24 protein-coding genes, 1 riboswitch and 1 other annotated feature are annotated in these 20,796 nt (G+C 49.1%); of the genes, 20 read left to right on the top strand and 4 right to left on the bottom strand.

Annotated features, from left to right (window positions below):
* Nucleotides 1-7 precede the first annotated feature (7 nt).
* The 8 genes from BGM27_RS02980 to BGM27_RS02945 all read left to right on the top strand — a co-directional run bounded on the left by BGM27_RS02980 (nt 8) and on the right by BGM27_RS02945 (nt 8,535).
* The gene (locus BGM27_RS02980; RefSeq protein ID WP_007407247.1) at nt 8-934 is read left to right on the top strand and encodes an ABC transporter permease; all 927 of its coding nucleotides are present in this window, start codon (nt 8-10) and stop codon (nt 932-934) included.
* Nucleotides 935-939: 5 nt separating this feature from the next.
* Nucleotides 940-1,887: an ABC transporter permease gene (locus tag BGM27_RS02975; RefSeq protein WP_003154782.1), complete on the top strand. Its 948-nt coding sequence runs from the start codon at nt 940-942 to the stop codon at nt 1,885-1,887.
* Between the two features lie 5 nt (nt 1,888-1,892).
* A complete protein-coding gene (locus tag BGM27_RS02970) occupies nt 1,893-2,921 on the top strand; it encodes an ABC transporter ATP-binding protein (RefSeq protein ID WP_007407246.1) in 1,029 nt (342 codons plus the stop codon).
* Nucleotides 2,918-4,537 carry a peptide ABC transporter substrate-binding protein gene (locus BGM27_RS02965; RefSeq protein WP_007407245.1) on the top strand — a complete coding sequence of 540 codons (1,620 nt, stop codon included), beginning with the start codon at nt 2,918-2,920 and terminating at the stop codon, nt 4,535-4,537. The genes BGM27_RS02970 and BGM27_RS02965 overlap by 4 nt, the downstream gene beginning before the upstream one ends.
* An 87-nt stretch (nt 4,538-4,624) precedes the next feature.
* Entirely contained in the window at nt 4,625-5,560 is a 936-nt protein-coding gene (locus tag BGM27_RS02960; protein WP_007407244.1) for a S66 peptidase family protein, read from the top strand.
* A 36-nt stretch (nt 5,561-5,596) separates the two neighbouring features.
* Complete coding sequence (locus BGM27_RS02955) at nt 5,597-6,664, top strand: dipeptide epimerase (RefSeq protein ID WP_254122765.1); 1,068 nt, start codon at nt 5,597-5,599, stop codon at nt 6,662-6,664.
* Complete coding sequence (locus BGM27_RS02950) at nt 6,661-7,560, top strand: C40 family peptidase (protein WP_007407242.1); 900 nt, start codon at nt 6,661-6,663, stop codon at nt 7,558-7,560. The genes BGM27_RS02955 and BGM27_RS02950 overlap by 4 nt, the downstream gene beginning before the upstream one ends.
* A gap of 3 nt (nt 7,561-7,563) precedes the next feature.
* Nucleotides 7,564-8,535 carry an ABC transporter ATP-binding protein gene (locus BGM27_RS02945; protein ID WP_007407241.1) on the top strand — a complete coding sequence of 324 codons (972 nt, stop codon included), beginning with the start codon at nt 7,564-7,566 and terminating at the stop codon, nt 8,533-8,535.
* Nucleotides 8,536-8,562: 27 nt separating this feature from the next.
* On the opposite strand, the gene BGM27_RS02940 is transcribed toward BGM27_RS02945, so the two are convergent.
* The gene (locus tag BGM27_RS02940; RefSeq protein ID WP_007407240.1) at nt 8,563-9,612 is read right to left on the bottom strand and encodes a lactonase family protein; all 1,050 of its coding nucleotides are present in this window, start codon (nt 9,610-9,612) and stop codon (nt 8,563-8,565) included.
* Nucleotides 9,613-9,682: 70 nt separating this feature from the next.
* Nucleotides 9,683-10,543, bottom strand: a complete 861-nt coding sequence (locus BGM27_RS02935) for a dimethylarginine dimethylaminohydrolase family protein (protein ID WP_007407239.1) — start codon at nt 10,541-10,543, stop codon at nt 9,683-9,685.
* 189 nt (nt 10,544-10,732) lie between these two features.
* Between BGM27_RS02935 and BGM27_RS02930 the strand changes: the two genes are divergently transcribed.
* The 8 genes from BGM27_RS02930 (at nt 10,733) to BGM27_RS02895 (ending at nt 16,978) form a co-directional block, all read left to right on the top strand.
* Nucleotides 10,733-11,251 (top strand): acyl-CoA thioesterase, encoded by a 519-nt coding sequence (locus tag BGM27_RS02930; RefSeq protein ID WP_007407238.1) that lies wholly within the window; start codon nt 10,733-10,735, stop codon nt 11,249-11,251.
* Between the two features lie 99 nt (nt 11,252-11,350).
* Nucleotides 11,351-11,896, top strand: a complete 546-nt coding sequence (locus tag BGM27_RS02925; RefSeq protein WP_007407237.1) for a GNAT family N-acetyltransferase — start codon at nt 11,351-11,353, stop codon at nt 11,894-11,896.
* 12 nt (nt 11,897-11,908) lie between these two features.
* A riboswitch (guanidine-I (ykkC/yxkD leader) is annotated at nt 11,909-12,017 on the top strand.
* Nucleotides 12,018-12,083: 66 nt separating this feature from the next.
* Nucleotides 12,084-12,422 carry a DMT family transporter gene (locus BGM27_RS02920; protein ID WP_007407236.1) on the top strand — a complete coding sequence of 113 codons (339 nt, stop codon included), beginning with the start codon at nt 12,084-12,086 and terminating at the stop codon, nt 12,420-12,422.
* Nucleotides 12,422-12,736 (top strand): DMT family transporter, encoded by a 315-nt coding sequence (locus BGM27_RS02915; RefSeq protein ID WP_007407235.1) that lies wholly within the window; start codon nt 12,422-12,424, stop codon nt 12,734-12,736. The genes BGM27_RS02920 and BGM27_RS02915 overlap by 1 nt, the downstream gene beginning before the upstream one ends.
* A 74-nt stretch (nt 12,737-12,810) precedes the next feature.
* On the top strand, nt 12,811-13,713 hold the full coding sequence (purU, locus tag BGM27_RS02910; RefSeq protein WP_007407234.1) for a formyltetrahydrofolate deformylase: 903 nt from the start codon (nt 12,811-12,813) through the stop codon (nt 13,711-13,713).
* Between the two features lie 86 nt (nt 13,714-13,799).
* Nucleotides 13,800-14,013, top strand: a binding site (T-box leader).
* A gap of 69 nt (nt 14,014-14,082) precedes the next feature.
* The gene (gene proB / locus BGM27_RS02905; protein ID WP_007407233.1) at nt 14,083-15,195 is read left to right on the top strand and encodes a glutamate 5-kinase; all 1,113 of its coding nucleotides are present in this window, start codon (nt 14,083-14,085) and stop codon (nt 15,193-15,195) included.
* Entirely contained in the window at nt 15,192-16,439 is a 1,248-nt protein-coding gene (gene proA, locus BGM27_RS02900; RefSeq protein WP_007407232.1) for a glutamate-5-semialdehyde dehydrogenase, read from the top strand. The genes proB and proA overlap by 4 nt, the downstream gene beginning before the upstream one ends.
* Before the next feature lie 113 nt (nt 16,440-16,552).
* Nucleotides 16,553-16,978, top strand: a complete 426-nt coding sequence (locus BGM27_RS02895) for an organic hydroperoxide resistance protein (protein WP_007407231.1) — start codon at nt 16,553-16,555, stop codon at nt 16,976-16,978.
* Between the two features lie 27 nt (nt 16,979-17,005).
* Here the strand turns inward: BGM27_RS02895 and BGM27_RS02890 are convergent, their stop codons facing one another.
* Nucleotides 17,006-17,515 carry a MarR family winged helix-turn-helix transcriptional regulator gene (locus BGM27_RS02890; protein ID WP_020953982.1) on the bottom strand — a complete coding sequence of 170 codons (510 nt, stop codon included), beginning with the start codon at nt 17,513-17,515 and terminating at the stop codon, nt 17,006-17,008.
* Nucleotides 17,516-17,590: 75 nt separating this feature from the next.
* On the opposite strand from BGM27_RS02890, the gene ohrB reads away from it, so the two are divergent.
* The 4 genes from ohrB to BGM27_RS02870 all read left to right on the top strand — a co-directional run bounded on the left by ohrB (nt 17,591) and on the right by BGM27_RS02870 (nt 20,341).
* Nucleotides 17,591-18,001 carry an organic hydroperoxide resistance protein OhrB gene (gene ohrB, locus BGM27_RS02885; protein ID WP_003154758.1) on the top strand — a complete coding sequence of 137 codons (411 nt, stop codon included), beginning with the start codon at nt 17,591-17,593 and terminating at the stop codon, nt 17,999-18,001.
* Between the two features lie 140 nt (nt 18,002-18,141).
* Nucleotides 18,142-18,726: an alpha-helical endospore appendage domain-containing protein gene (locus BGM27_RS02880; RefSeq protein WP_007407229.1), complete on the top strand. Its 585-nt coding sequence runs from the start codon at nt 18,142-18,144 to the stop codon at nt 18,724-18,726.
* Between the two features lie 21 nt (nt 18,727-18,747).
* Nucleotides 18,748-19,209, top strand: coding sequence for a hypothetical protein (locus BGM27_RS02875; RefSeq protein ID WP_007407228.1), 462 nt, complete (start codon nt 18,748-18,750; stop codon nt 19,207-19,209).
* 4 nt (nt 19,210-19,213) lie between these two features.
* Nucleotides 19,214-20,341, top strand: a complete 1,128-nt coding sequence (locus tag BGM27_RS02870; protein WP_007407227.1) for a glycosyltransferase — start codon at nt 19,214-19,216, stop codon at nt 20,339-20,341.
* A gap of 20 nt (nt 20,342-20,361) precedes the next feature.
* On the opposite strand, the gene BGM27_RS20490 is transcribed toward BGM27_RS02870, so the two are convergent.
* Nucleotides 20,362-20,796: BclA C-terminal domain-containing protein (locus BGM27_RS20490; RefSeq protein ID WP_483297754.1), on the bottom strand; the 435-nt coding region annotated here is incomplete at its 5' end.

Raw genomic sequence — 20,796 nt, 5'->3', positions numbered from 1 at the left:
AACGGCATTGCTGCGGTATTTTATCAAACGTTTTATCGCCATGATTATGACCGTCCTCGTCATTACCACTCTGACATTTGTCATGATGAAAGTGATACCCGGCTCGCCTTTTAACGAAGAGCGGGGCACAAACGAAGCGGTCCAGCGAAATCTCGAATCCTACTACCATCTGAACGAACCTCTTATCACTCAATACGCCATCTATCTAAAATCCATTCTTACCTTTGATTTCGGTCCTTCAATTAAAAAACCGTCAGACAGTGTAAACGCTATGCTTGAACGCGGGTTTCCGGTCTCATTTGAGCTTGGGATAACGGCGATCATCATCGCTGTTATTTCCGGACTCGCGCTCGGCATAATGGCCGCTCTCAGGCGCGGCGGCTTTCTCGATTATGCGGCCATGAGCCTTGCGGTGCTCGGGATTTCCATTCCGAATTTTATTATGGCTACGCTGCTGATTCAGCAATTTGCGGTTCATCTAAGATGGTTTCCGGCAGCTACCTGGACGAGTCCCGTTCACATGGTCCTGCCGACTGTTGCGCTTGCCGTCGGTCCAATGGCCATTATCGCGAGGCTGACAAGATCAAGCATGGCCGAAGTGCTGACTCAGGATTACATCCGCACGGCAAAAGCAAAGGGGCTTTCTCCCGTCAAAATTGTGATCAAACACGCATTGAAAAATGCTCTTATGCCTGTTGTGACAGTACTCGGGACGCTTGCCGCAAGTATTTTAACGGGCAGTTTCGTCATCGAGAAGATTTTTGCCATACCGGGAATGGGCAAATATTTCGTAGAAAGCATCAATCAGCGAGATTACCCGGTCATCATGGGAACGACCGTATTTTACAGTGTGATTCTGATCGTCTTGCTGTTTCTGGTTGATTTGGCATACGGCCTGTTAGACCCGCGCATAAAACTTCATAAGAAAGGGTGATCCTGATGAATCTCCCGCAAGAAACGGTAAAACACACAGAAGTGCCCGATGACTGGTTTCAGCCGGGCGCGGAAAGAAAGGGTGAAACCGAGTCGGTCAAGCGTCCGAGCCTGTCTTACAGTCAGGATGCGTGGCGGCGGCTTAAAAAGAATAAATTGGCGATGGCCGGCCTTGTGATATTATGCTGCCTGTTTCTATCGGCTGTGTTCGGTCCGCTGATATCACCGCACAGCGTGACAAGGCAGACGCTCGCCGAGCAGAATCTTCCTCCGTCTTTTTCACACTGGTTCGGAACCGATGAACTTGGCCGGGACGTGTTTACAAGAACGTGGTACGGAGCGAGGATCTCTTTATTTGTCGGTGTGATGGCGGCGCTGATCGACTTTTTGATCGGCGTCATCTACGGAGGCGTCGCCGGCTACAAAGGGGGCCGGACAGACAGCGCCATGATGAGAATCATCGAGGTTCTCTACGGATTGCCGTATCTGCTCGTTGTCATTTTGTTAATGGTGCTGATGGGGCCGGGGCTCAGTTCCATTATCGTCGCTCTGACCGTGACGGGATGGGTCGGCATGGCGCGGATTGTCAGAGGGCAGGTGCTGAGGATGAAGCATGATGAACACGTATTGGCTTCGAAAACGTTTGGAGCGAAAACATTTCGGATCATTAAGAAAAATCTGCTGCCGAATACGATGGGAGCCATTATTGTCCAAATGACGCTTACGGTGCCGGCGGCGATTTTTGCGGAATCATTTTTAAGTTTTCTCGGACTCGGCATTCAGGCGCCGTTTGCAAGCTGGGGAGTCATGGCAAACGACGGGCTGCCGGCGATTTTATCAGGCCATTGGTGGCGGCTGTTTTTCCCCGCTTTTTTCATTTCCTTGACGATGTACGCGTTTAACGTACTTGGAGACGGCTTGCAGGACGCGTTAGACCCGAAACTGAGGAGGTAGGAAAAATGGCGCAGCAAGTTCTTTCCGTTCAAAATCTGCATGTTACTTTTTCAACATACGGAGGCACTGTAAAAGCCGTCCGAGGCGTCAGCTTCGATTTATATAAAGGTGAAACGTTTGCGATCGTCGGTGAATCGGGCTGCGGAAAAAGCGTGACGTCACAAGCCGTGATGGGTCTTCTTCCGAAACATTCGGCAAAGATTGAATCCGGAAGCATACAATTTAAACAGAAAGACCTTTGCCGAATGTCGGATCGGGAAATGCGGGCAATCCGAGGGCGCGATATTTCTATGATCTTTCAGGACCCGATGACGGCGCTCAATCCGACTTTGACCATAGGGAATCAGCTCTCAGAAGCGCTGTTGGAACACCGCGCCATGACAAGAAAACAAGCTGAATCCGAAGTTCTCGCCATGCTGGATCTGGTCGGTATCCCGGACTCGAAATCCCGCCTGAAGCAGTACCCCCACCAATTAAGCGGGGGCATGCGGCAGCGGATCGTGATCGCGATGGCTCTGATCTGCGAGCCGGAAATTATGATCGCCGATGAACCGACAACGGCTCTTGATGTAACGATTCAAGCACAAATCCTTGAATTATTTAAGAAGATTCAAAGAAAAACAGGCGTGTCTATTATTCTGATCACACACGATCTCGGCGTCGTCGCTCAGACCGCCGACAGAGTCGCCGTCATGTATGCGGGGAAAATCGCCGAAATCGGCACGAGGCATGATATTTTTTACCGTCCGGCTCATCCATACACAAAGGGGCTGCTTCGTTCAGTGCCGCGGCTGGATATGGAGGATAGTGAGCTGTCGCCGATTGACGGGACGCCGCCTGATTTATTCGATCCGCCGCCGGGCTGCCCGTTTGCCGCCCGCTGCCCGGACAGGATGATCGTCTGTGAAAAGGTATACCCGGCAACAACCGTGAAATCCAAAAGCCATATCGTCAATTGCTGGCTTCAGGATCACCGTGCAGAGCGGCTGAAGCAGCAGCTGACGGCAGCAGAGGAAAAAGGGGGATTGAAATGAAAAAGAGATGGGCGATCGGTGTGATTGCTGTTGTTTCGTTTGCTCTGATGGGCTGTACAGCCAATGAACAGGCGGGGACAGAACCCGGCAAAGCAAAAGAACAGGGGGGTGAAACGGTGCTGCGGCTCAATAACGAAAATGAGCCGACCTCACTTGATCCGCCGATCGGATTTAATAATGTTTCCTGGCAGCCGCTGAATAACATCATGGAAGGATTGACGAGGCTCGGAAAAGATAATAAGCCCGAACCGGCCATGGCGGAAAGCTGGAAGGTGTCCGCTGATAAGCTGACATATACCTTCAATATCCGAGATAACGCCGAATGGACAAATGGCGATCCCGTTACTGCGGAAGACTTCGTGTACGCCTGGAAACGGATGCTCGATCCGAAAACGGGCGCATCTTCCGCTTTTCTCGGCTATATGATCAAAGGCGGGGAAGAATTTAACAGCGGAAAAGGCAAACAAGAAGACGTGAAAGTCACGGCAAAAGATAAAAAAACGCTTGTCGTCACATTGGCGGCACCGCAGGATTATTTTCTGAGCGTCGTGTCCAATCCGGCGTATTTCCCGATTAATGAGAAGGTCGCCAAGGCTGATCCGAAATGGTTCACTGAAGCAAAAACCTTTGTCGGCAACGGGCCGTTCAAACTGACGGAATGGAAGCATGACGACAGCATGACGATGGTCAAAAACGAGACGTATTGGGATAAAAAGACAGTGAAACTGGATAAAGTCACATGGGCGATGGTCAGTGACCGGAATACCGACTATCAGATGTTCCAGTCGGGGGATTTGGATACCGCCTTTGTGCCGGCAGAGCTGAGCGAGCAGCTGATGGGAGGAAAAAATGTCCGCACGTGGGATCAGGCCGGACTCTATTTCTATCGTTTTAACGTAAAAATGGAGCCGTTTCAAAATGAAAAGATCAGAAAAGCGTTCGCGGCAGCGATTGATCAGAAAGAAATCACGGATTATGTGACCAAAAACAGTGAAAAGCCGGCACATGCCTTTGTATCCCCGGGATTTACTCAGCCTGACGGGAAAGATTTCCGCGAAGCGGGCGGCAGTTTATTAAATCCGGATGAATCAGAAGCCAAAAAACTGCTGGAAAAAGGCATGGCAGAAGAGCATTATGACAAGCTGCCCGCCGTTACATTGACATACAGCACAAAACCGGAGCATAAGAAAATAGCGGAAGCGATTCAGCAGAAGCTCAAAAGTGTGCTCGGTATAGACGTTAAGCTCGCCAATATGGAATGGAACGTCTTTTTAGAAGAGCAGAAAGGACAGAAGTTCCAGTTCTCTCAAAGCTCATTTTTACCGGATTACGCAGACCCGATCAGTTTTCTAGAGGCTTTCCAGACGGATAATTCCATGAACCGCACCGGCTGGGGCAGCGCGGCATACGACGGCTACATCAAGCAGGCAAAACAGGAAGCCGATGCCAAAAAACGTTTTGCGCTCATGCATAAAGCGGAAAAACTGCTCATGAACGAGGCTCCGATCATTCCGATTTACTTTTACAATCAGGTGCATCTGCAGAACAGCGGCGTGAAGGGCATTGTCCGGCACCCCGTCGGTTACATTGATCTGAAGTGGGCGGAAAAGTCCTGATCTTACAGCGGAAACATACGCCGCTCTTTTGCCGTTAAAGGAGCGGCGTGTTTCACTTTTCAATCCGGAAAGGAGATTGAAAAAGTCATGAACCATAAACCGAAAGCACTGCAAAAAGGCGACACGGTCGGTGTGATTGCGCCCGCAAGCCCGCCTGAGAGCGGGACGCTGCAAACCGCGCTGCTGTTTTTAGAGAATGAGCTTGGCCTTCAAGTGAAACTCGGCCGGGCGCTGAAGACCCGTCACGGCTATTTGGCGGGAGAGGACCGGGCGCGTCTCGATGATCTCCATGACATGTTTAGTGATCAAAATGTCAAAGCGGTGATATGCGCGTGCGGAGGATTCGGCACGGGCCGCATTGCCGCCGACATCGATTTCGGCTTAATCCGCCGCAATCCGAAAATTTTCTGGGGATACAGTGATATCACGTTTTTACATACCGCCATTCATCAAAATACGGGGCTCGTCACATTTCACGGCCCGATGCTGAGCACCGATGTCGGGCTTGAAGATGCTGATCCCCTGACAAAAGCGTCGTATCATCAGCTTTTTACAGAAACGGAATTTACCTATACGGAGGACATTTCTCCCTTAGAGGTGCTGACAGGCGGAAGGGCCGAGGGAGAGCTTGCAGGCGGCAACTTGTCGCTCATTACGTCCACACTCGGCACGCCGTTTGAAATTGATACAAAAGACAAATTGCTGTTTATCGAGGATATTGATGAGGAGCCGTATCAAATCGACAGAATGCTGAATCAATTAAAGATGGCCGGAAAACTGTCAGACGCAGCCGGAATCCTGGTCTGTGATTTTCACCAATGCGAACCGAAGCATAAAGAAAAGTCGCTTACTTTAGAGCAAGTGCTGAACGATTACATTGTCAAATCAGGGAAGCCCGCGCTCAAAGGCTTTAAAATCGGCCATTGTTCACCGAGCTTCGCCGTTCCGATCGGAGCCCGCGCGGTTATGGATACGGCGGCCAAAGCGGTAACGATTGAATCGGGGGTTTCCGGAAGGGAGTGATCAGGCGTGAGGATTACAGATATTCAAACGGGACGGATGTCCGTGCCGCTGAAAAAGCCGTTTAAGACCGCTTTACGCACGGTTTACAATGCTGAATCGGTCATTGTGAAGCTCACTTTTGACAACGGTCTGACCGGCTGGGGGGAGGCGCCGCCGACGGTTGTCATTACAGGCGACAGCGCGGACGGTATTGAAAGCGCCGTCCACGATGTGCTGAAGCCGGCTCTCTTGGGGCGGAGCCTTTCCGGCACGGAAGCTGTTTTGTATGATACCAGCCGGCTGTTGGAAAGAAATCAAAGCGCAAAAGCCGCGGTGGATATGGCTGTATATGACGGATGGGCGCATATGCACGGACAGCCGCTTTACCGGCTTCTCGGCGGTTATCGGAATACACTGGAAACAGATTTTACCGTCAGCGTCAATTCTCCTGAGGAGATGGCGGGAGATGCAGACCGTTATGTGAACAAAGGATTTCATATTTTAAAAATAAAAGTCGGCATAGGTGACATATCGGACGATGTTGCGCGGATTCAGGCGATCAGATCACGTGTCGGCGGAAACGTCAAACTGAGATTGGACGCCAACCAAGGCTGGACGCCGAAAGAAGCCGTAACTGCGATCCGAAAGATGGAAGACGCCGGTCTCGGCATTGAGCTGGTCGAGCAGCCTGTTCACAAAGACGATATCGCCGGGCTGAAGCAGGTCACAGATGCCGTAGACACGCCGATTATGGCGGATGAGAGCGTCTTTACCCCCCGTCAGGCCTTTCACGTGCTGCAGACGAGAAGCGCCGATTTAATTAATATTAAGCTGATGAAAGCGGGCGGCATAAAGCAGGCGGAAACAATCAATGCGATGGCGGAAACGTGCGGCGTGGAATGCATGGTCGGCAGCATGATTGAGACCAAGCTCGGCATCACCGCCGCGGCTCATTTTGCCGCGGCCAAACGGAATGTGACAAGGTTTGATTTTGATGCGCCGCTTATGCTGAAAGATGATTTGATTCAAGGCGGCATCACATACAGCGGCAGTCAGATTGCGATTCCCGACGAACCGGGTCTCGGCATTACCGGTGTGTCGATACAAGAGGGGGCGAAAAGATGAGAGCAGCCGTTACAGCGGCAGCAGCCAACGTATGGACGCTGCCGTCATCTCCCCGTTCGTATGATGCGCCGATGCTCGAAAACCCGCCGCAGATCAGAAAATGGTTAGCGTCTATGGGATATGAAGAGCGGCTGCAATTATGCACAGACAACCTTGTCCAAACGCAAGCGCTTTTCGGGGAAGAAGTGATCATTCTCAAAGAGGAAGGGGAATGGGCTTTTGTCGCCGTTCCCGGCCAGCCTTCAAACAAGGATGTGCGCGGATATCCGGGGTGGATGAAAAAAAGCCAGCTTTCAAAAGACGGCTTTCATGCATCTTCCCCCGCCGTATGGATTACCAAACCGACAGCTTTTTTATATCACACAAACGGCAAACCGGACTTGGAAGTAAGTTTCTTAACGCGTCTTCCGGCATCAGGACGTGAGAAAGGCTTTTTCCGGGTGGTGACGCCGCTCGGAGAAAGGTTCGTAAATGAAGCTGACGCAGACGAGTGCCGGCATACGGAAGGACGGGCGGCCGATGTCATCGAAACGGGCATGATGTTTCTCGGGCTTCCGTATTTATGGGGAGGACTGAGCGGTTTCGGGTTTGACTGTTCCGGGTTTATGTATTCGATATTTAAAGCAAACGGCTATACCCTTCCCCGTGATGCAACGGACCAAGCAAAAGCCGGATGCGGCGCGGCGGTAAACGATATCCTGCCGGCTGACCTTTTGTTTTTCGCCTATGAAGAAGGAAAAGGCGCGATCCACCATGTCGGTTTGGCGCTGGGAGACGGCCGAATGCTGCACTCCCCGAAAACGGGAAAAACAATCGAAGTGCTGTCTTTGGAAGGAACCGTCTATGAAAAAGAATTATGCACCGTACGCCGCTGTATAAGCGAAAAGGGGGAATAGAAAATGACGGCATCTCCGCTCCTTGAAGTCAACGGGCTGAAAATGCATTTTGACGCAGGAAGAAAGAAAGCCGTAAAAGCAGTCGACGGTGTCAGTTTTCACATTAAAAGAGGGGAAACATTCGGACTTGTCGGAGAATCGGGATGCGGTAAATCGACGCTCGGAAGGGTTATTCTCCGTCTGTATGACCCGACGTCCGGTTCGGTATCATATGAAGGGACGGATATACACCGTGCCGCGGCAGAACAGCGGTCGGTCTTCTTCCGCAAGCTGCAGATGATTTTCCAGGATCCTTACGCCTCGTTAAATCCGCGCCTGACCGTAAGGGAAATTATTATGGAGCCGATGGAAATCCACAATCTTTACAATACAAGGAAAGCCCGTCTGATGATGGCGGATGAACTGCTTGAAGCTGTCGGGCTCCATCCGGATTTCGGCAGCCGGTATCCCCACGAATTCAGCGGCGGACAGAGGCAGAGAATCGGGATTGCCAGAGCGCTCTCTCTGCATCCCGAATTTATCGTGGCGGATGAGCCGATTTCCGCGCTGGATGTGTCGGTACAGGCTCAGGTCGTCAACCTTTTAAAAAGGCTACAGAAAGAGAAAGGGCTGACATTTTTATTTATCGCCCACGATTTATCAATGGTCAAGCATATCAGCGACCGGATCGGCGTGATGTATTTGGGCCGCATGATGGAAATTACAGAAAGCGCTGCGCTTTACCGGGAACCGCTTCACCCTTATACGAAGGCGCTTTTATCCTCAATCCCGATTCCTGATCCGCTTCTTGAGGACAAGCGTGAACGCATTATTCTGAAAGGGGAGCTGCCGAGCCCCCTTAACCCGCCGAGCGGCTGTGTATTCAGGACGCGGTGTCCTGAAGCGATGGAGCTCTGCGGTAAGATAACGCCTGAGCTTGAAGAAGTGAAGGCGGGGCGTTTTGTCGCCTGCCATTTATACAAAAAAGAAAGCTGACAATATAAAGTCAGCTTTCTTTTTTAATTAAACCTGATGCAGAAATGACACGCAGACCGGATACGGAACCGGAATGTCAGATTGAAGCAGAGTCAATTTGCCTGTTTCCGGATCACGTTCAAACAAAACCAGATTTCCCGTTTCTTCGTTTGACGCGACAAGGAATGTCTCGGAAGGGTCAAACGCGAAATCACGCGGCCAGTTTCCTTCTGTCGGCACCCATTCAAGAAGAGACAATTCGCCGGAATATTGGTTGATCTTATAGATGGCGATGCTGTCATGTCCGCGGTTGGCGGCATAAAGAAATCTGCCGTCTTTAGATATGCGGATCGCGCTGCCTTGCGATTTGTCCGTAAAGCCTTCAGGCAAAGCGGAAATGACCTGCAGCTCTCTGAATTCACCTAAGGTCGGGTTGTATTCAAGCGCGATGACTTCATTACTGATTTCCGTCATGACATAGGCGTATTTTTCCGCCGGATGGAAAACGATGTGGCGCGGCCCTGAACCCGGTGCGAAAGAGTGAGTTTTCACCTCTGTGAGCGAATCGTTTTTCATTTGGTAAGTATAAAGCGTATCCGTCCCTAAATCGACGGCTGCAATGTAGTTATGCTCAGGTGTATAGCCTGCGAAATGGGTATGCGGTTTCTCTTGTCTTTCATGAGGACCTGTTCCCGTATGAGCGGCTTCGGCAGCCGGCTCCCGCAGACTTCCGTCTTCATTGACGGGAAAGGCGTGCACTTTTCCGCTGTGGTAATTAGCGGTTAACACATATTCATGTTTATCATCAATGCTGACGTGGCATGGAGACGGGCCTTCAATCAGCTGGTGGTTCACAAAAGTTAATTCCCCGCTGTTCTGATGAATCTGATAGGCTGCGACGCCGCCTTTTCCGTCTGCCTTTTCAATGGAATACAGCATGCTGTTATCAGAATTCGGAGTGACGTATGTCGGGTTGCCGAGCTTTGCTGCCAGCTTCGGACGGCTGAGCCGTTTCGCTTCTGTATCAAGTTCAAAACAATAAATGCCTTCGCTTCCGCCTTTTGTATATGTTCCCGCGTATCCTATGTACTTAGCCATTCGGTTTCCCCCTTTAGAGTCTTGTCTTCTCTATATTAACGTATCTTGAAGGAAACTGCCTTGTAAATGTTTAAGATGTTCTGACAAGCGGCAAGGTGCAGCAGCGGAAGGAACCGCCTGATTTAATAATTTCGGAAAACTCGGTTTCAATGACTGTATAACCTCTTTTTCTGAGCTCGCGGTTCGTATGACGGTGCTGCGGCAGGCTGATAATTGTCTGATTGCCGATTGACAGGATATTCGGACCGAGCGTGAATTGCTCTTCTTCAGGCACTTCTATCATCTCAAAACGTTCGGCGAGAAGATCAATTTCTATCTGCCGCAAGCCATTTTTGCAGTATAGCGCCTCCGTTTCCGAGATCATATTAAATACACAGTCCAAATGTAAGAAATCTTCCTTGAGAGGGATCGGCACAACCGTCATCTCCGGCAGCGCCTCCCGCAGCTCCCGGACAGCCGCTTTATCCGTGCGCTCGCTCAGCCCGGCGTAAACGGTGCCGTCTGCGATCAAGATGTCGCCGCCTTCAATGTTCGCTTTTTTCAGTCGCGTATAGGGGATTTTCTTATTGTCAAGCAGGTTTTGAAACACTTTTTCTTCTCCCTGCCGGACTGAAGCCGCCATGTTTGAAATAAACGCCGTCTCGCCTAAGACAAATCCGATATCCCGGGTGAATACCTGCTCAGGCAATGCGGGATCGGCAGGCAGCAGGACGACTTCAATCTGATGAGATCTTAAAATGTCAATAAACTCACTATGCTGTTTGAGGGCAACGGGTATGTTAATATTTTCTTGTTTGAAATGTTTCTGCGTTCCGTTAATAATATCCTTGATGGCCATGTGTTCCGGCCGGCATAAGATGACTGTCTGCAAAGCATCAAACTCACTGCGGCAAGCCGGTTTCCGCGTGGATTTGGGAATGGATACGTCCATGTGATATCCTCCTATCGGTATTCAATGTGCGTTTATTATTCCCGGATGTGATGAATAATGAAACATTTATGAGAGAATATCTAACCAACTTAATATTTAAAATTTTAGACAAAACGGTCAAAGTATTGTTTAATAGGGTACAGATGAATGAGTCAAAACGACCAGACACCAAAGGGGAGTTTAAATAATATGAAGTTGCCAGAATCAAGATTTTGCAAAGAAACAAGGGTTGTTAAAACAAGCAGGGTTTTTCCGCTTGATACGAATAATCACAATACGCTGTTTGGCGGAAAGCTGATGAGCTACATTGATGATATCGCTTCAATTTCCGCGGCCCGCCACTGCCGATGTGAAACAGTCACGGCCTCAATGGACTCTGTAGATTTTTTGCGCCCCATCGGCCAACAGGATTCCGTATGCCTTGAATCTTACGTCACATGGGTCGGCACATCGTCTATGGAGGTGTTTGTCAAAGTCATTAAAGAACATCTGATGACGGGCGAACGCGAGCTTGCGGCAACGTCGTTTCTGACCTTTGTCGCGCTTGATTCAAACGGGAAATCGGTACCCGTTCCGCGGATCGTGCCGGAAACCGAGGAAGAAATCATGCTTCACAATACGGCCGTTCAGCGCGCCGGAGAACGAAAAAACCGCTTAAAACACAGCAAGGCCCTGGCCGAGGCGCTCGGAACAAATAAACCTTGGTAATCGTCAAACCGCTTTTTTAAAAAGCGGTTTTTTTATGCTGAGAAAGGACTTTTCCTGCCGGATCCATAATCTATTACAGGGAAAGGAGACGTGGCGTGCATGATGAAACATAAGTCTTCCGGCACCATCCTGACAACCGGGCGTATCCGTCTGCGGACTATGCGGGATGACGATGAAGAAAATTTGTACGGGCTGTTTACCGACAGAGAGGTCATGAAATATTATCCTTCTCTTAAAAGCAGACGGGAAACGAAGGAATGGATTGCCTGGAACAAACGATTGGCCGCAGGATACGGCGTCAGTCTTTGGATCGCAGAGGATAAAGAGACGGGCGCATTTCTCGGTCAATGCGGAATCGTTCCGCAGACGGTAAACGGAAACACTTTGATGGAAATCGGCTATATGTTTGCCCGCCGCCGCTGGGGCTGCGGCTATGCGACAGAGGCGGCGAACGCCTGTCTGGACTACGGTTTTCATACGCAGCAATACGGACGCATAGCGGCGCTGATTGATCCGGAAAACGCTGCCTCCGTCCGTGTCGCGGAAAAAATCGGTATGGTGCCCGGTGAGACCGTTACCAAATGGGAGAGGCAGCTGACGGTTTTTGACATCACATCTGACGTTGAACGTTTCGGCGAAATGTAGTATGATACGAACAGACATGTTTTCTAGGGTTCCGCATGTTTATACATGGCCTGGTCCGAGAGAAAACACATATGCGGACATATCCCGCATATGCACACGGAGGGAAAAAAGCCCGGGAGAGTCAATCTCATGTGAGACGACTATCCGGGCTTTTTTGTATTGTCCGGATACAGAAAGGGTGAAGAACATGAAATGGGGTTTAGTGGTCATAGCGGCCGTATTTGAAGTGGTATGGGTCACCGGCCTGAAACATGCTGATTCGGCACTGGCGTGGAGCGGCACGATTACGGGAATCATCATCAGTTTTTATCTATTAATCAAGGCGACAGACAGCCTGCCCGTAGGAACGGTATATGCGGTCTTTACCGGACTCGGGACAGCGGGCACCGTGCTCAGTGAAATCCTGCTTTTCAAAGAGCAGGCCGATCCGGTGAAAATCGTGCTGATCGGCGTTTTGCTGATCGGTGTCATCGGATTAAAGCTGGTCACACAGGATAAGCCTGAGACGAAGGAGGAGAAGGCGTAATGCATTGGATCAGCCTGATAGCCGCGGGTCTTTGTGAAATGCTCGGGGTCATTTTAATGAATCAATTTCAAAAAGAAAAGAAAGTCAAATGGATTCTTTTCATTATCGCCGGATTTGCGGCTTCTTTTTCCCTGCTTTCTTATGCGATGGAGACAATCGCGATGGGCACGGCCTATGCGATCTGGACCGGTATCGGCACGGCGGGCGGCGCATTAGCCGGCATTCTTTTCTACGGCGAGCAGAAGGATGCGAAGCGCATCTTTTTCATTGCGCTTATTTTATGCGCTGCCGTAGGGCTGAAAATTCTTTCGTAAATTGATTTTTATCAAATCTTCAGTATAATCTATTAGTAAGTTACGAATTATGAAGATACGAGGGATTAAAACAGATGAATTCATATATGACACAGCGGCTGAAAGAATACCGCCGCGGGAATGAGGAAAAAGGGCGCCTGCTTGTCAGCTGCCCCGACCAGCCGGGAATTGTATCGGCCGTGTCGGCGTTTTTGTTTGAACATGGCGCAAACATTATTGAATCAAATCAATACACGACTGACCCTGAAGGCGGACGGTTTTTTCTTAGGATCGAATTCGACTGCAAGGGCATTCGTGAGAAAAAAGAGGACTTACAGCAGGCGTTCGCCTCAATCGCCCAGACATTCGGCATGACATGGAGCCTGTCTCTGGCAAGTGAGCTGAAGCGGGTGGCGATCTTTGTATCGAAGGAGCTGCACTGCCTTCATGAACTGATTTGGGAATGGCAAAGCGGCAATATGATGGCCGAAATTGCGGTCGTTATCAGCAACCACGAAGAGGCCAAAGAAGTGGTTGAACCGCTGAATATTCCGTTCCATTACATGAAAGCTAACAAAGACATCCGCGCCGAAGTGGAGCGGCGCCAGCTTGAGCTGCTGGAGCGGTATAAGATTGATGTGATCGTTCTTGCCCGCTACATGCAGATTTTGACGTCTGATTTTGTATCTGCCCATCCGAATCGGATTATTAACATCCACCATTCATTTCTGCCGGCCTTTATCGGCGCTAATCCGTATAAACGGGCTTATGAGCGCGGAGTGAAATTAATCGGCGCGACCTCTCACTATGTGACGGACGATCTTGATGAAGGGCCTATTATTGAACAGGATATTGAACGCGTCGATCACAGAGATCACGCAGAGGATCTGAAGAATATCGGCAGAACGATTGAGCGGAGCGTGTTGGCAAGAGCCGTAAAATGGCATCTGGAAGACCGCGTCATCGTTCACGGAAACAAAACGATCGTATTTAATTAATGACGGTCCGCCGGGGAGGCGGACTGTTTTTTATGGATGAAAATGTCTTGACAAGAACCTGTTTTCTTTGCATAATATAAAAAAATCATTGAGCGTTGAAGAGGATCAGTACGCAGAACTTTCTGTGACAGAGAGCAAAATGGCCCGCTGAAACATTTTGCCGCATGAAACCTGCCGAACCTGCCTTGGAGTCCTGAGGGGAAAACTCAGGCGCGATAACCTGGCGTTACAGGAAAGCGGGACGCGTGAAAAACGCGTTCAAACAAGGTGGTACCACGGAAAGCCCATTTCGTCCTTATTTTTCAGGACGGAATGGGCTTTTTTTATTGACGAGAGCCGGTTTGGATTGATTGCCACGGAGGAGAAACGATGAAAAAACAAAGAATTGTTGTGAAAATCGGGAGCAGCTCGCTCACCAACAGTAACGGAAGTATTGATGAAGCAAAAATCAAGGAACATACGGAAGCCATTTCTTTATTAAAAGAAAACGGGCATGAAGTGATCCTCATTACCTCAGGCGCGGTGGCAGCGGGTTTTTCCGCTCTCGGCTATCCGTCGCGACCCGTTACGATAAAAGGAAAGCAGGCAGCTGCCGCAGTCGGCCAGACACTTTTAATGCAGCAATATATGGACCATTTAAAAAGATACGGTCTGACGCCGGCACAAATTTTATTAACAAGAAATGATTTCTCAAAAAGAGAGCGGTACAGAAATGCCTATGCCACTGTAATGGAACTGTTGGAGCGGGGAGTCGTGCCGATTATTAATGAAAATGATTCCACATCAGTCGAAGAGCTGACGTTCGGTGATAACGACATGCTGTCGGCGCTTGTAAGCGGTTTGATTCATGCAGACCAATTAATGATTCTCACAGACATTAACGGGCTGTACGATGCCAATCCGAATGAAAACCCGGACGCAAAGCGGTTCGACTATCTGAATGACATCACACCAGAATTGCTCGGATATGCCGGATCAGCAGGCTCAAAGGTCGGCACCGGAGGCATGAAGTCAAAACTTCTCGCCGCCCAGACCGCATTGTCGCTCGGGGTGAAGGTATTTATCGGAACCGGCTCCGGACGGGAAAAACTGATGGGAATTTTAGACGGAAAAGGCGACGGCACTTATATCGGCGATAAAGACCTGTCCTCAGTAAATAATACACGGCAATGGATCATGTTTCATTCTCCGATATCAGGGGAAATCATCATTGATGGGGGAGCGGAGCAGGCGATGATTCATAACGGGTCAAGTCTCCTCCCGGCCGGCGTCGCCGATGTCTGCGGCAGTTTTCCGAAAGGGGCCGTAGTGGAAGTCAAAGGGCCCGGCGGCATTATCGGCAAAGGGCAGACGCAGTACTCATCCGATGAAATTTTAGAAGCCAAAGGGAAGCGGAGCGACCAGCTTTCAGGAACGAAGCAGGTGGAAGTGATTCACAGAGATGATTGGGTGAATTTATTTGACGAGGGGGAACACAAATGAGTGAAGTATTGCAAAAAGCAGCCTTGGCAAAAGAAGCGGCTGCCGAAATGGTCATGAAAACGACGGCTGAAAAAAACGAAGCGCTCCAATGTATTGCAGACGGACTCAGAAATGAACGCCGGCTGATTTTAACAGAGAATCAGAAAGATATTGAAGCGGGACGGAACAGAGGACTGACACCTGACATTATTGACAGGCTGACTCTTGATGAAAAACGCCTGCTCGATATCGCGGACGCCGTGGAACTGCTGATCGGTCTTGAAGATCCCGTCGGTGAATCGCTGGAGACCATTCAAAAAGAAAATGGATTATCCATTGAAAAAATCCGCGTGCCCCTCGGAGTAGTGGGCATGATCTATGAGGCCAGACCGAACGTTACCGTAGACGCGGCCACACTCTGCCTGAAAACCGGAAACGCGGTTGTGCTCAGAGGAAGTTCTTCCGCTATCCACAGCAACATAGCGCTTGTCAGTGTGATGAAACGCGCTCTGGGGCTGTCAAAGCTTCCGATTGATGCCGTTCAGCTCATAGAAGATACAAGCAAAGAAACCGCCAAACAGCTCTTTACATTAAATGACGGGCTGGATGTATTGATCCCGCGCGGCGGTAAAAATTTAATTGATCTTGTGGTCAGGGAATCAACCGTACCCGTTTTAGAAACCGGAGCGGGCAATTGCCACGTGTACATAGATGAGTCAGCAGATCCTCAAATGGCAAGCGAGGTCGTCATCAATGCCAAAACACAGCGTCCTTCGGTCTGCAACGCGATTGAATCTCTTTTGATTCATGAAAAATGGGCCGAAGAACACGGGCGAAAGCTGCTGAATCAGCTGACAGAAAAAGGGGTGGAGCTCCGAGGAGACCAGGTGATTTGCAGACTGGAGCCTCAAGCGAAACAAGCAGAAGAAGCCGATTGGGGAGCGGAGTATCTGGCGCCGATTCTCAGTGTGAAAACGGTGCAGGACGTACAGGAGGCGGTCCGCCACATTCAGCAGTACGGCACAAACCATTCAGAAGCCATTCTGACGGAGAACACCGAGCATGCGGCTTACTTCCAGACCGCCGTTGACGCCGCCGCCGTGTATCATAATGCTTCAACCCGGTTTACGGACGGTTTTGAATTCGGATACGGAGCCGAAATCGGCATCAGCACGCAAAAGCTTCACGCGAGAGGGCCGATGGGGCTTCCGGCGTTAACATCTACAAAAATCATCATCAAAGGAAACGGACAAATCCGGGTATAATCTTTTAAGCTTATCCTTCAAAAAGGGTAGGCTTTTTTTATGCGGAAAGATTGACGCCCTCTATTATATTGTGTAAAATTAAATTGTACGCAATATAATAGAGGTGAATTCACATGACAAAACCATTATTTACTGCAACCGTATCAGCCGCCGGCGGACGTGAAGGGAAAGTCACGTCTTCTGACGGAGTGCTGAATCTTGATGTTGCCATGCCGGGAACGCCAAGAGCAAAACGGCTCGAACATGCTACAAACCCTGAACAGCTGTTTGCCGCAGGATATTCAGCCTGCTTTGACAGCGCTCTTCAGCTCGTAGCGAGAAAAGAGCGTCTGAGTATTGAAACAGAGGTCACTGCGCATGTCAGTCTGCTGAAAGATGAAGCAGACCAAGGATATAAACTAGGCGTTACGCTTGAGGTCAAAGCATCCGGCATTGATAAACAGGAGCTTGAAGCCCTTATCCAAAAAGCGCACGGTGTCTGCCCGTATTCAAAAGCGACAGCGGGAAATATTGAAGTGAAGCTTCTGGCAGCAGAATAAAAATAAGGATGCCCATTCGGGGCATCCTTATTTTTTGCCGTGCAGCGTATTCAAAACCTCATAAAGCGACTGCTTTAACTGCTTTAATTCCTCTTTTGACCGTCCCGTCTGTTCCAGCATGGCAATGGGAATATCCGCCGCTGTTTTCTGCAAGGCCCGTCCTTCATCTGTGAGCCTGATCGTCACGGATCGCTCGTCTTCAGCCGACCGCTTTCTCATGATGATTCCGTGCTGCTCCATCCGTTTCAGCATCGGTGTCAGCGTTCCGGAATCCAGGTACAAAAGCTCACCCATCCGTTTCACATTCAGTTCTTCGTGCTCCCATAATAAAAGCAGTGCCAAATATTGGGGATAAGTTACGTTGAGCTTATCAAGCAGCGGTTTGTACCGTTTCGTCATTTCCCTTGAGCTTGCGTACAGCAAAAAACAAAGCTGATTCTCCAGTTTCATATGTTCAAAATCTTTTTCTGCCATTACTTCTTTCACCAACTCTTTGTTTGTTAACGTTACCCCTATTGTAGCTGAAAAACGAACCATTTCCTATTCCAATCATGTTTAAAAATATGAGCAGGGGCAATATATACAGTAAGTACAATGAGGAGGCTGATAATAATGGCATTATTTACTTCAAAAGCGACCGCAGTCGGCGGACGAGCAGGACATATTAAATCCGAAGACGGGGTGCTGGATTTTGACATCATCATGCCGAATGCAAAAAAAGACGGAGAAACCGGCACAAACCCTGAACAGCTCTTTGCGGCAGGATATGCTGCCTGCTTCGGGGGAGCGCTTGAGCTCGCCGCCCAAAAACAAAAAATCGACATGACCTCTGAAATTGAAGGACAGGTCAGCCTTTTAAAAGATGAGAGTGACGGAGGTTACAAAATCGGCGTAACGCTCGTCATTGATACAAAAGATCTTGACAAAGAAACGGCGGAGAAGCTAGTGCACGCCGCTCACGAGTTCTGTCCGTATTCAAAAGCAACAAGAGGAAATGTAGACGTCAAACTTGAATTAAAATAAATCAACGAACGAATATCCCGGATTTTATATCCGGGATATTTTATTAACGAAAACATCAGTAATGATCTCTTCTCTCCCGGAATAAGAATACGATATAGCACTTTTGCATAATGACACCAAGAGAAAAGAGGGAGAAATCGATGTCTCTTCCAAACATACCGAACATCACCCCCGACATTACACTCTCCAGATGTGAGACCCTGAACCTCCTTCTTTCATCCGTGGCTATGGAAGAAATCGGACTATCCCATATTCTGCAGGCGGAAGCGGAAAGGATTCAAATGTTTCTCGGCGCTTCCGGCGATCCCTCCTTGGAGGAATTGTCATCAATCAATAGAAGCACTGAACGGCTCCTGCGCACCGTCATGAAATCACAACTCCTTTTGCAGACGAAGCTTGAGGACATTATCTTCTTACAGGATTCTGAAGCCTGTATGGACCCGGACGACCCAAGCAATCCGAGTAATCCGGGCGATCCTGATGACCCGTGGAATCCGGACGACCCGAGTAATCCGAGTGATCCGGGCGATCCTGATGACCCGTGGAATCCGGATGATCCAAGTAATCCGAGTGATCCGGGCGATCCTGATGACCCGTGGAATCCGGACGATCCCAGTGATCCGGAAGATCCGTGTGACGGCCTGTTTTACGGCCGCATTGGCTGCTGTGAGTGCGGGGATTGTGAGGACTGCGATTGGAAGAAAAAAGGCGGGGAGCGTTCATAAAAAAAGAGACGGGTGAAGCATATGCCGTATCCAAGCATCTCAAAAGCGAAACAGGCATCTTTTGAAGCCTTGCATTGTCTCACGATGGCGCTGTTACATATATTATCTGTGACCGTGGATAAAAGAAGGGGTTCAAATTACAAAGAAGAAATCAGGCTGTTCTCCGCATTGTGCCGCTGGCAGATGGAAACAGGCGGCCGTCTGTTTTTAATGATCAGCTTGGAAGAAGAGCAGAAGCAGATGTATGAGCGGCACTTTTTTGAAATGAAGACAGTTACGGAACGAACGAAAAAATTCATTTCTGAAAGCCCGCGCGAATTCCGGGCGCATCCGATTACGAAGCGGGCTGTCAGGCAGCTTCAGGAATGGAATACGGAAACTGCCGAACCTGCCGTCAGATGGGTGCGGCCTGTCATCATCACGATGAACGGCACTCCTGAACGGCCTTGGTTCAATCAACAACTCCAAAATCGGGAAAGGTGAGAAAATGAGCGGAAATGCTGAATGTAAACTGACTCTTTGCATGATTGTGAAAAACGAGGAGAGATACATCTCCCGTTGTTTATCAAGTGTACAAGACATCGTTGATGAGATCGTCATCGCAGACACCGGATCACAAGATAATACAAAAGATATCTGCAAAAGCTTTCAGGCAAGAGTGTTTGATTTCGAATGGGAGAATGATTTCGCAAAGGCCAGAAATTACGCCCTGCAGCATGCCGAAGGAGATTGGATTTTAGTGCTTGACGCAGATGAAGAGCTCGATCAGGAGACGGGCCGTTTTTTAACTTCGCTGCTTCATGACGGATTACCGAGCCGGGGCCTTTTGAAAATCATCAATTATACGGGGAAGCAGCTCGATGAAAATGAAGCGTTTGAAAGCATGCAGCCGAGACTGTTCCGCAATCATAAAGGCCTTCTGTATCAAGGCAGAATTCACGAGAATATCTCGGCTTCCAATGAGGAAGAAAACAATGCTTTTTTCACGCTCCCATGTGTGATTCATCACTACGGCTACTTGGAGCAGGAAGAAAAGATCAAGCAAAAACATAAACGGAATATCAGCATTTTAAATGAAGAGCTTTCAGAGGAAAATCCTGATCCGTGGCTTGTCTATCATTTGGCAAGTGAATGCTACAGAATCAAAGACTATGAAAAAGCATTACATCTTGTCAACGGCTCAATTTTTCAATTTTTAAGCGAAAAACGAATGCCTCCGTCTCTCCTGTATTATTTGAAATATACAATATTGCTTGAGCTCAAACGGTATGAAGAAGCCGAACAAGGGATTGAAAAAGTGCTCAAGCTATATCCTGATTACAGCAATCTTCATTATTATAAAGGCCTTGTATTATATCATTTGGAAAAGTACAGAGCGGCAATCAAAGCATTTGAATACGGAACGCAGGTTGAAGGAGAAAACGCTGATCACTTCATTTTAAAAGGTGCCGCCGATTTCAGAGCCTTTTATTATATGGCGAAATGCCATGCTGCATTAAACCATGATATGACGGCCATCGCTTACGCCAAAAAATCCGTGAAGTTCAATCCTCAATTTAAACCCGCGAAAGAACTTCTGTCTCAATTAAAAAAGGATCAGCGGACAAACGCCTGATCCTTTTTTTGCATGTTCCATTAAGATAATCGAATAATGTTTAAAGCTGCACCGACGCTTCCTCCAAGCAATGTGGCCGCACCCAATAATCCGAACAGCTGAAGCTGGATGGTGCTGCCTGCTGGCAAAGTCACAATAAAGGAGTTATTAAAGTTTGCCAAAGACGCGACCGGGGCGATAATCGAACTTGCAGGAGGAGTGCCGTTGATTAAAATACGCGAACTTACAAGCAAGCCGGCCGTTAAATTAATATGGTAGGAAATATAGTACCGTCCCGCCAGAGCAACGGTAAATATGGTATTTGCGGCATTAGCCGTAATATCTGCCGAAAGGTTTTGTTCATTCGGTAAGGAAATGGTCGTGCCGCCCACAATAACTGCGACAACACCGCCGCCCGTATTGCTCGCATAGCCGGAAGTGGCTGTCAGACTTGTTCCGGTGCTTCCGGTCGGCCC

The organism is Bacillus sp. FJAT-27001 (assembly GCF_019039175.1).
Taxonomy (GTDB): Bacteria; Bacillota; Bacilli; order Bacillales; family Bacillaceae; genus Bacillus; species Bacillus velezensis.
The sequence above is the reverse complement of the archived record's forward strand: the minus strand, read 5'-3'. Positions and strand labels throughout refer to the sequence as shown.

Coding starts and splice junctions, on each gene's coding strand:
- ohrB (WP_003154758.1), top strand. CDS start 17,591: ATGGCATTATTTACTTCAAAAGCGACCGCAGTCGGCGGACGAGCAGGA.
- BGM27_RS02875 (WP_007407228.1), top strand. CDS start 18,748: ATGCCGTATCCAAGCATCTCAAAAGCGAAACAGGCATCTTTTGAAGCC.
- BGM27_RS02890 (WP_020953982.1), bottom strand. CDS start 17,515: ATGGTTCGTTTTTCAGCTACAATAGGGGTAACGTTAACAAACAAAGAG.
- BGM27_RS02930 (WP_007407238.1), top strand. CDS start 10,733: ATGAAGTTGCCAGAATCAAGATTTTGCAAAGAAACAAGGGTTGTTAAA.
- BGM27_RS02920 (WP_007407236.1), top strand. CDS start 12,084: ATGAAATGGGGTTTAGTGGTCATAGCGGCCGTATTTGAAGTGGTATGG.
- BGM27_RS02925 (WP_007407237.1), top strand. CDS start 11,351: ATGATGAAACATAAGTCTTCCGGCACCATCCTGACAACCGGGCGTATC.
- proA (WP_007407232.1), top strand. CDS start 15,192: ATGAGTGAAGTATTGCAAAAAGCAGCCTTGGCAAAAGAAGCGGCTGCC.
- BGM27_RS02870 (WP_007407227.1), top strand. CDS start 19,214: ATGAGCGGAAATGCTGAATGTAAACTGACTCTTTGCATGATTGTGAAA.
- BGM27_RS02895 (WP_007407231.1), top strand. CDS start 16,553: ATGACAAAACCATTATTTACTGCAACCGTATCAGCCGCCGGCGGACGT.
- BGM27_RS02970 (WP_007407246.1), top strand. CDS start 1,893: ATGGCGCAGCAAGTTCTTTCCGTTCAAAATCTGCATGTTACTTTTTCA.
- BGM27_RS02960 (WP_007407244.1), top strand. CDS start 4,625: ATGAACCATAAACCGAAAGCACTGCAAAAAGGCGACACGGTCGGTGTG.
- purU (WP_007407234.1), top strand. CDS start 12,811: ATGAATTCATATATGACACAGCGGCTGAAAGAATACCGCCGCGGGAAT.
- BGM27_RS02940 (WP_007407240.1), bottom strand. CDS start 9,612: ATGGCTAAGTACATAGGATACGCGGGAACATATACAAAAGGCGGAAGC.
- proB (WP_007407233.1), top strand. CDS start 14,083: ATGAAAAAACAAAGAATTGTTGTGAAAATCGGGAGCAGCTCGCTCACC.
- BGM27_RS02935 (WP_007407239.1), bottom strand. CDS start 10,543: ATGGACGTATCCATTCCCAAATCCACGCGGAAACCGGCTTGCCGCAGT.
- BGM27_RS02945 (WP_007407241.1), top strand. CDS start 7,564: ATGACGGCATCTCCGCTCCTTGAAGTCAACGGGCTGAAAATGCATTTT.
- BGM27_RS02880 (WP_007407229.1), top strand. CDS start 18,142: ATGTCTCTTCCAAACATACCGAACATCACCCCCGACATTACACTCTCC.
- BGM27_RS02955 (WP_254122765.1), top strand. CDS start 5,597: ATGTCCGTGCCGCTGAAAAAGCCGTTTAAGACCGCTTTACGCACGGTT.
- BGM27_RS02915 (WP_007407235.1), top strand. CDS start 12,422: ATGCATTGGATCAGCCTGATAGCCGCGGGTCTTTGTGAAATGCTCGGG.
- BGM27_RS02950 (WP_007407242.1), top strand. CDS start 6,661: ATGAGAGCAGCCGTTACAGCGGCAGCAGCCAACGTATGGACGCTGCCG.
- BGM27_RS02975 (WP_003154782.1), top strand. CDS start 940: ATGAATCTCCCGCAAGAAACGGTAAAACACACAGAAGTGCCCGATGAC.
- BGM27_RS02965 (WP_007407245.1), top strand. CDS start 2,918: ATGAAAAAGAGATGGGCGATCGGTGTGATTGCTGTTGTTTCGTTTGCT.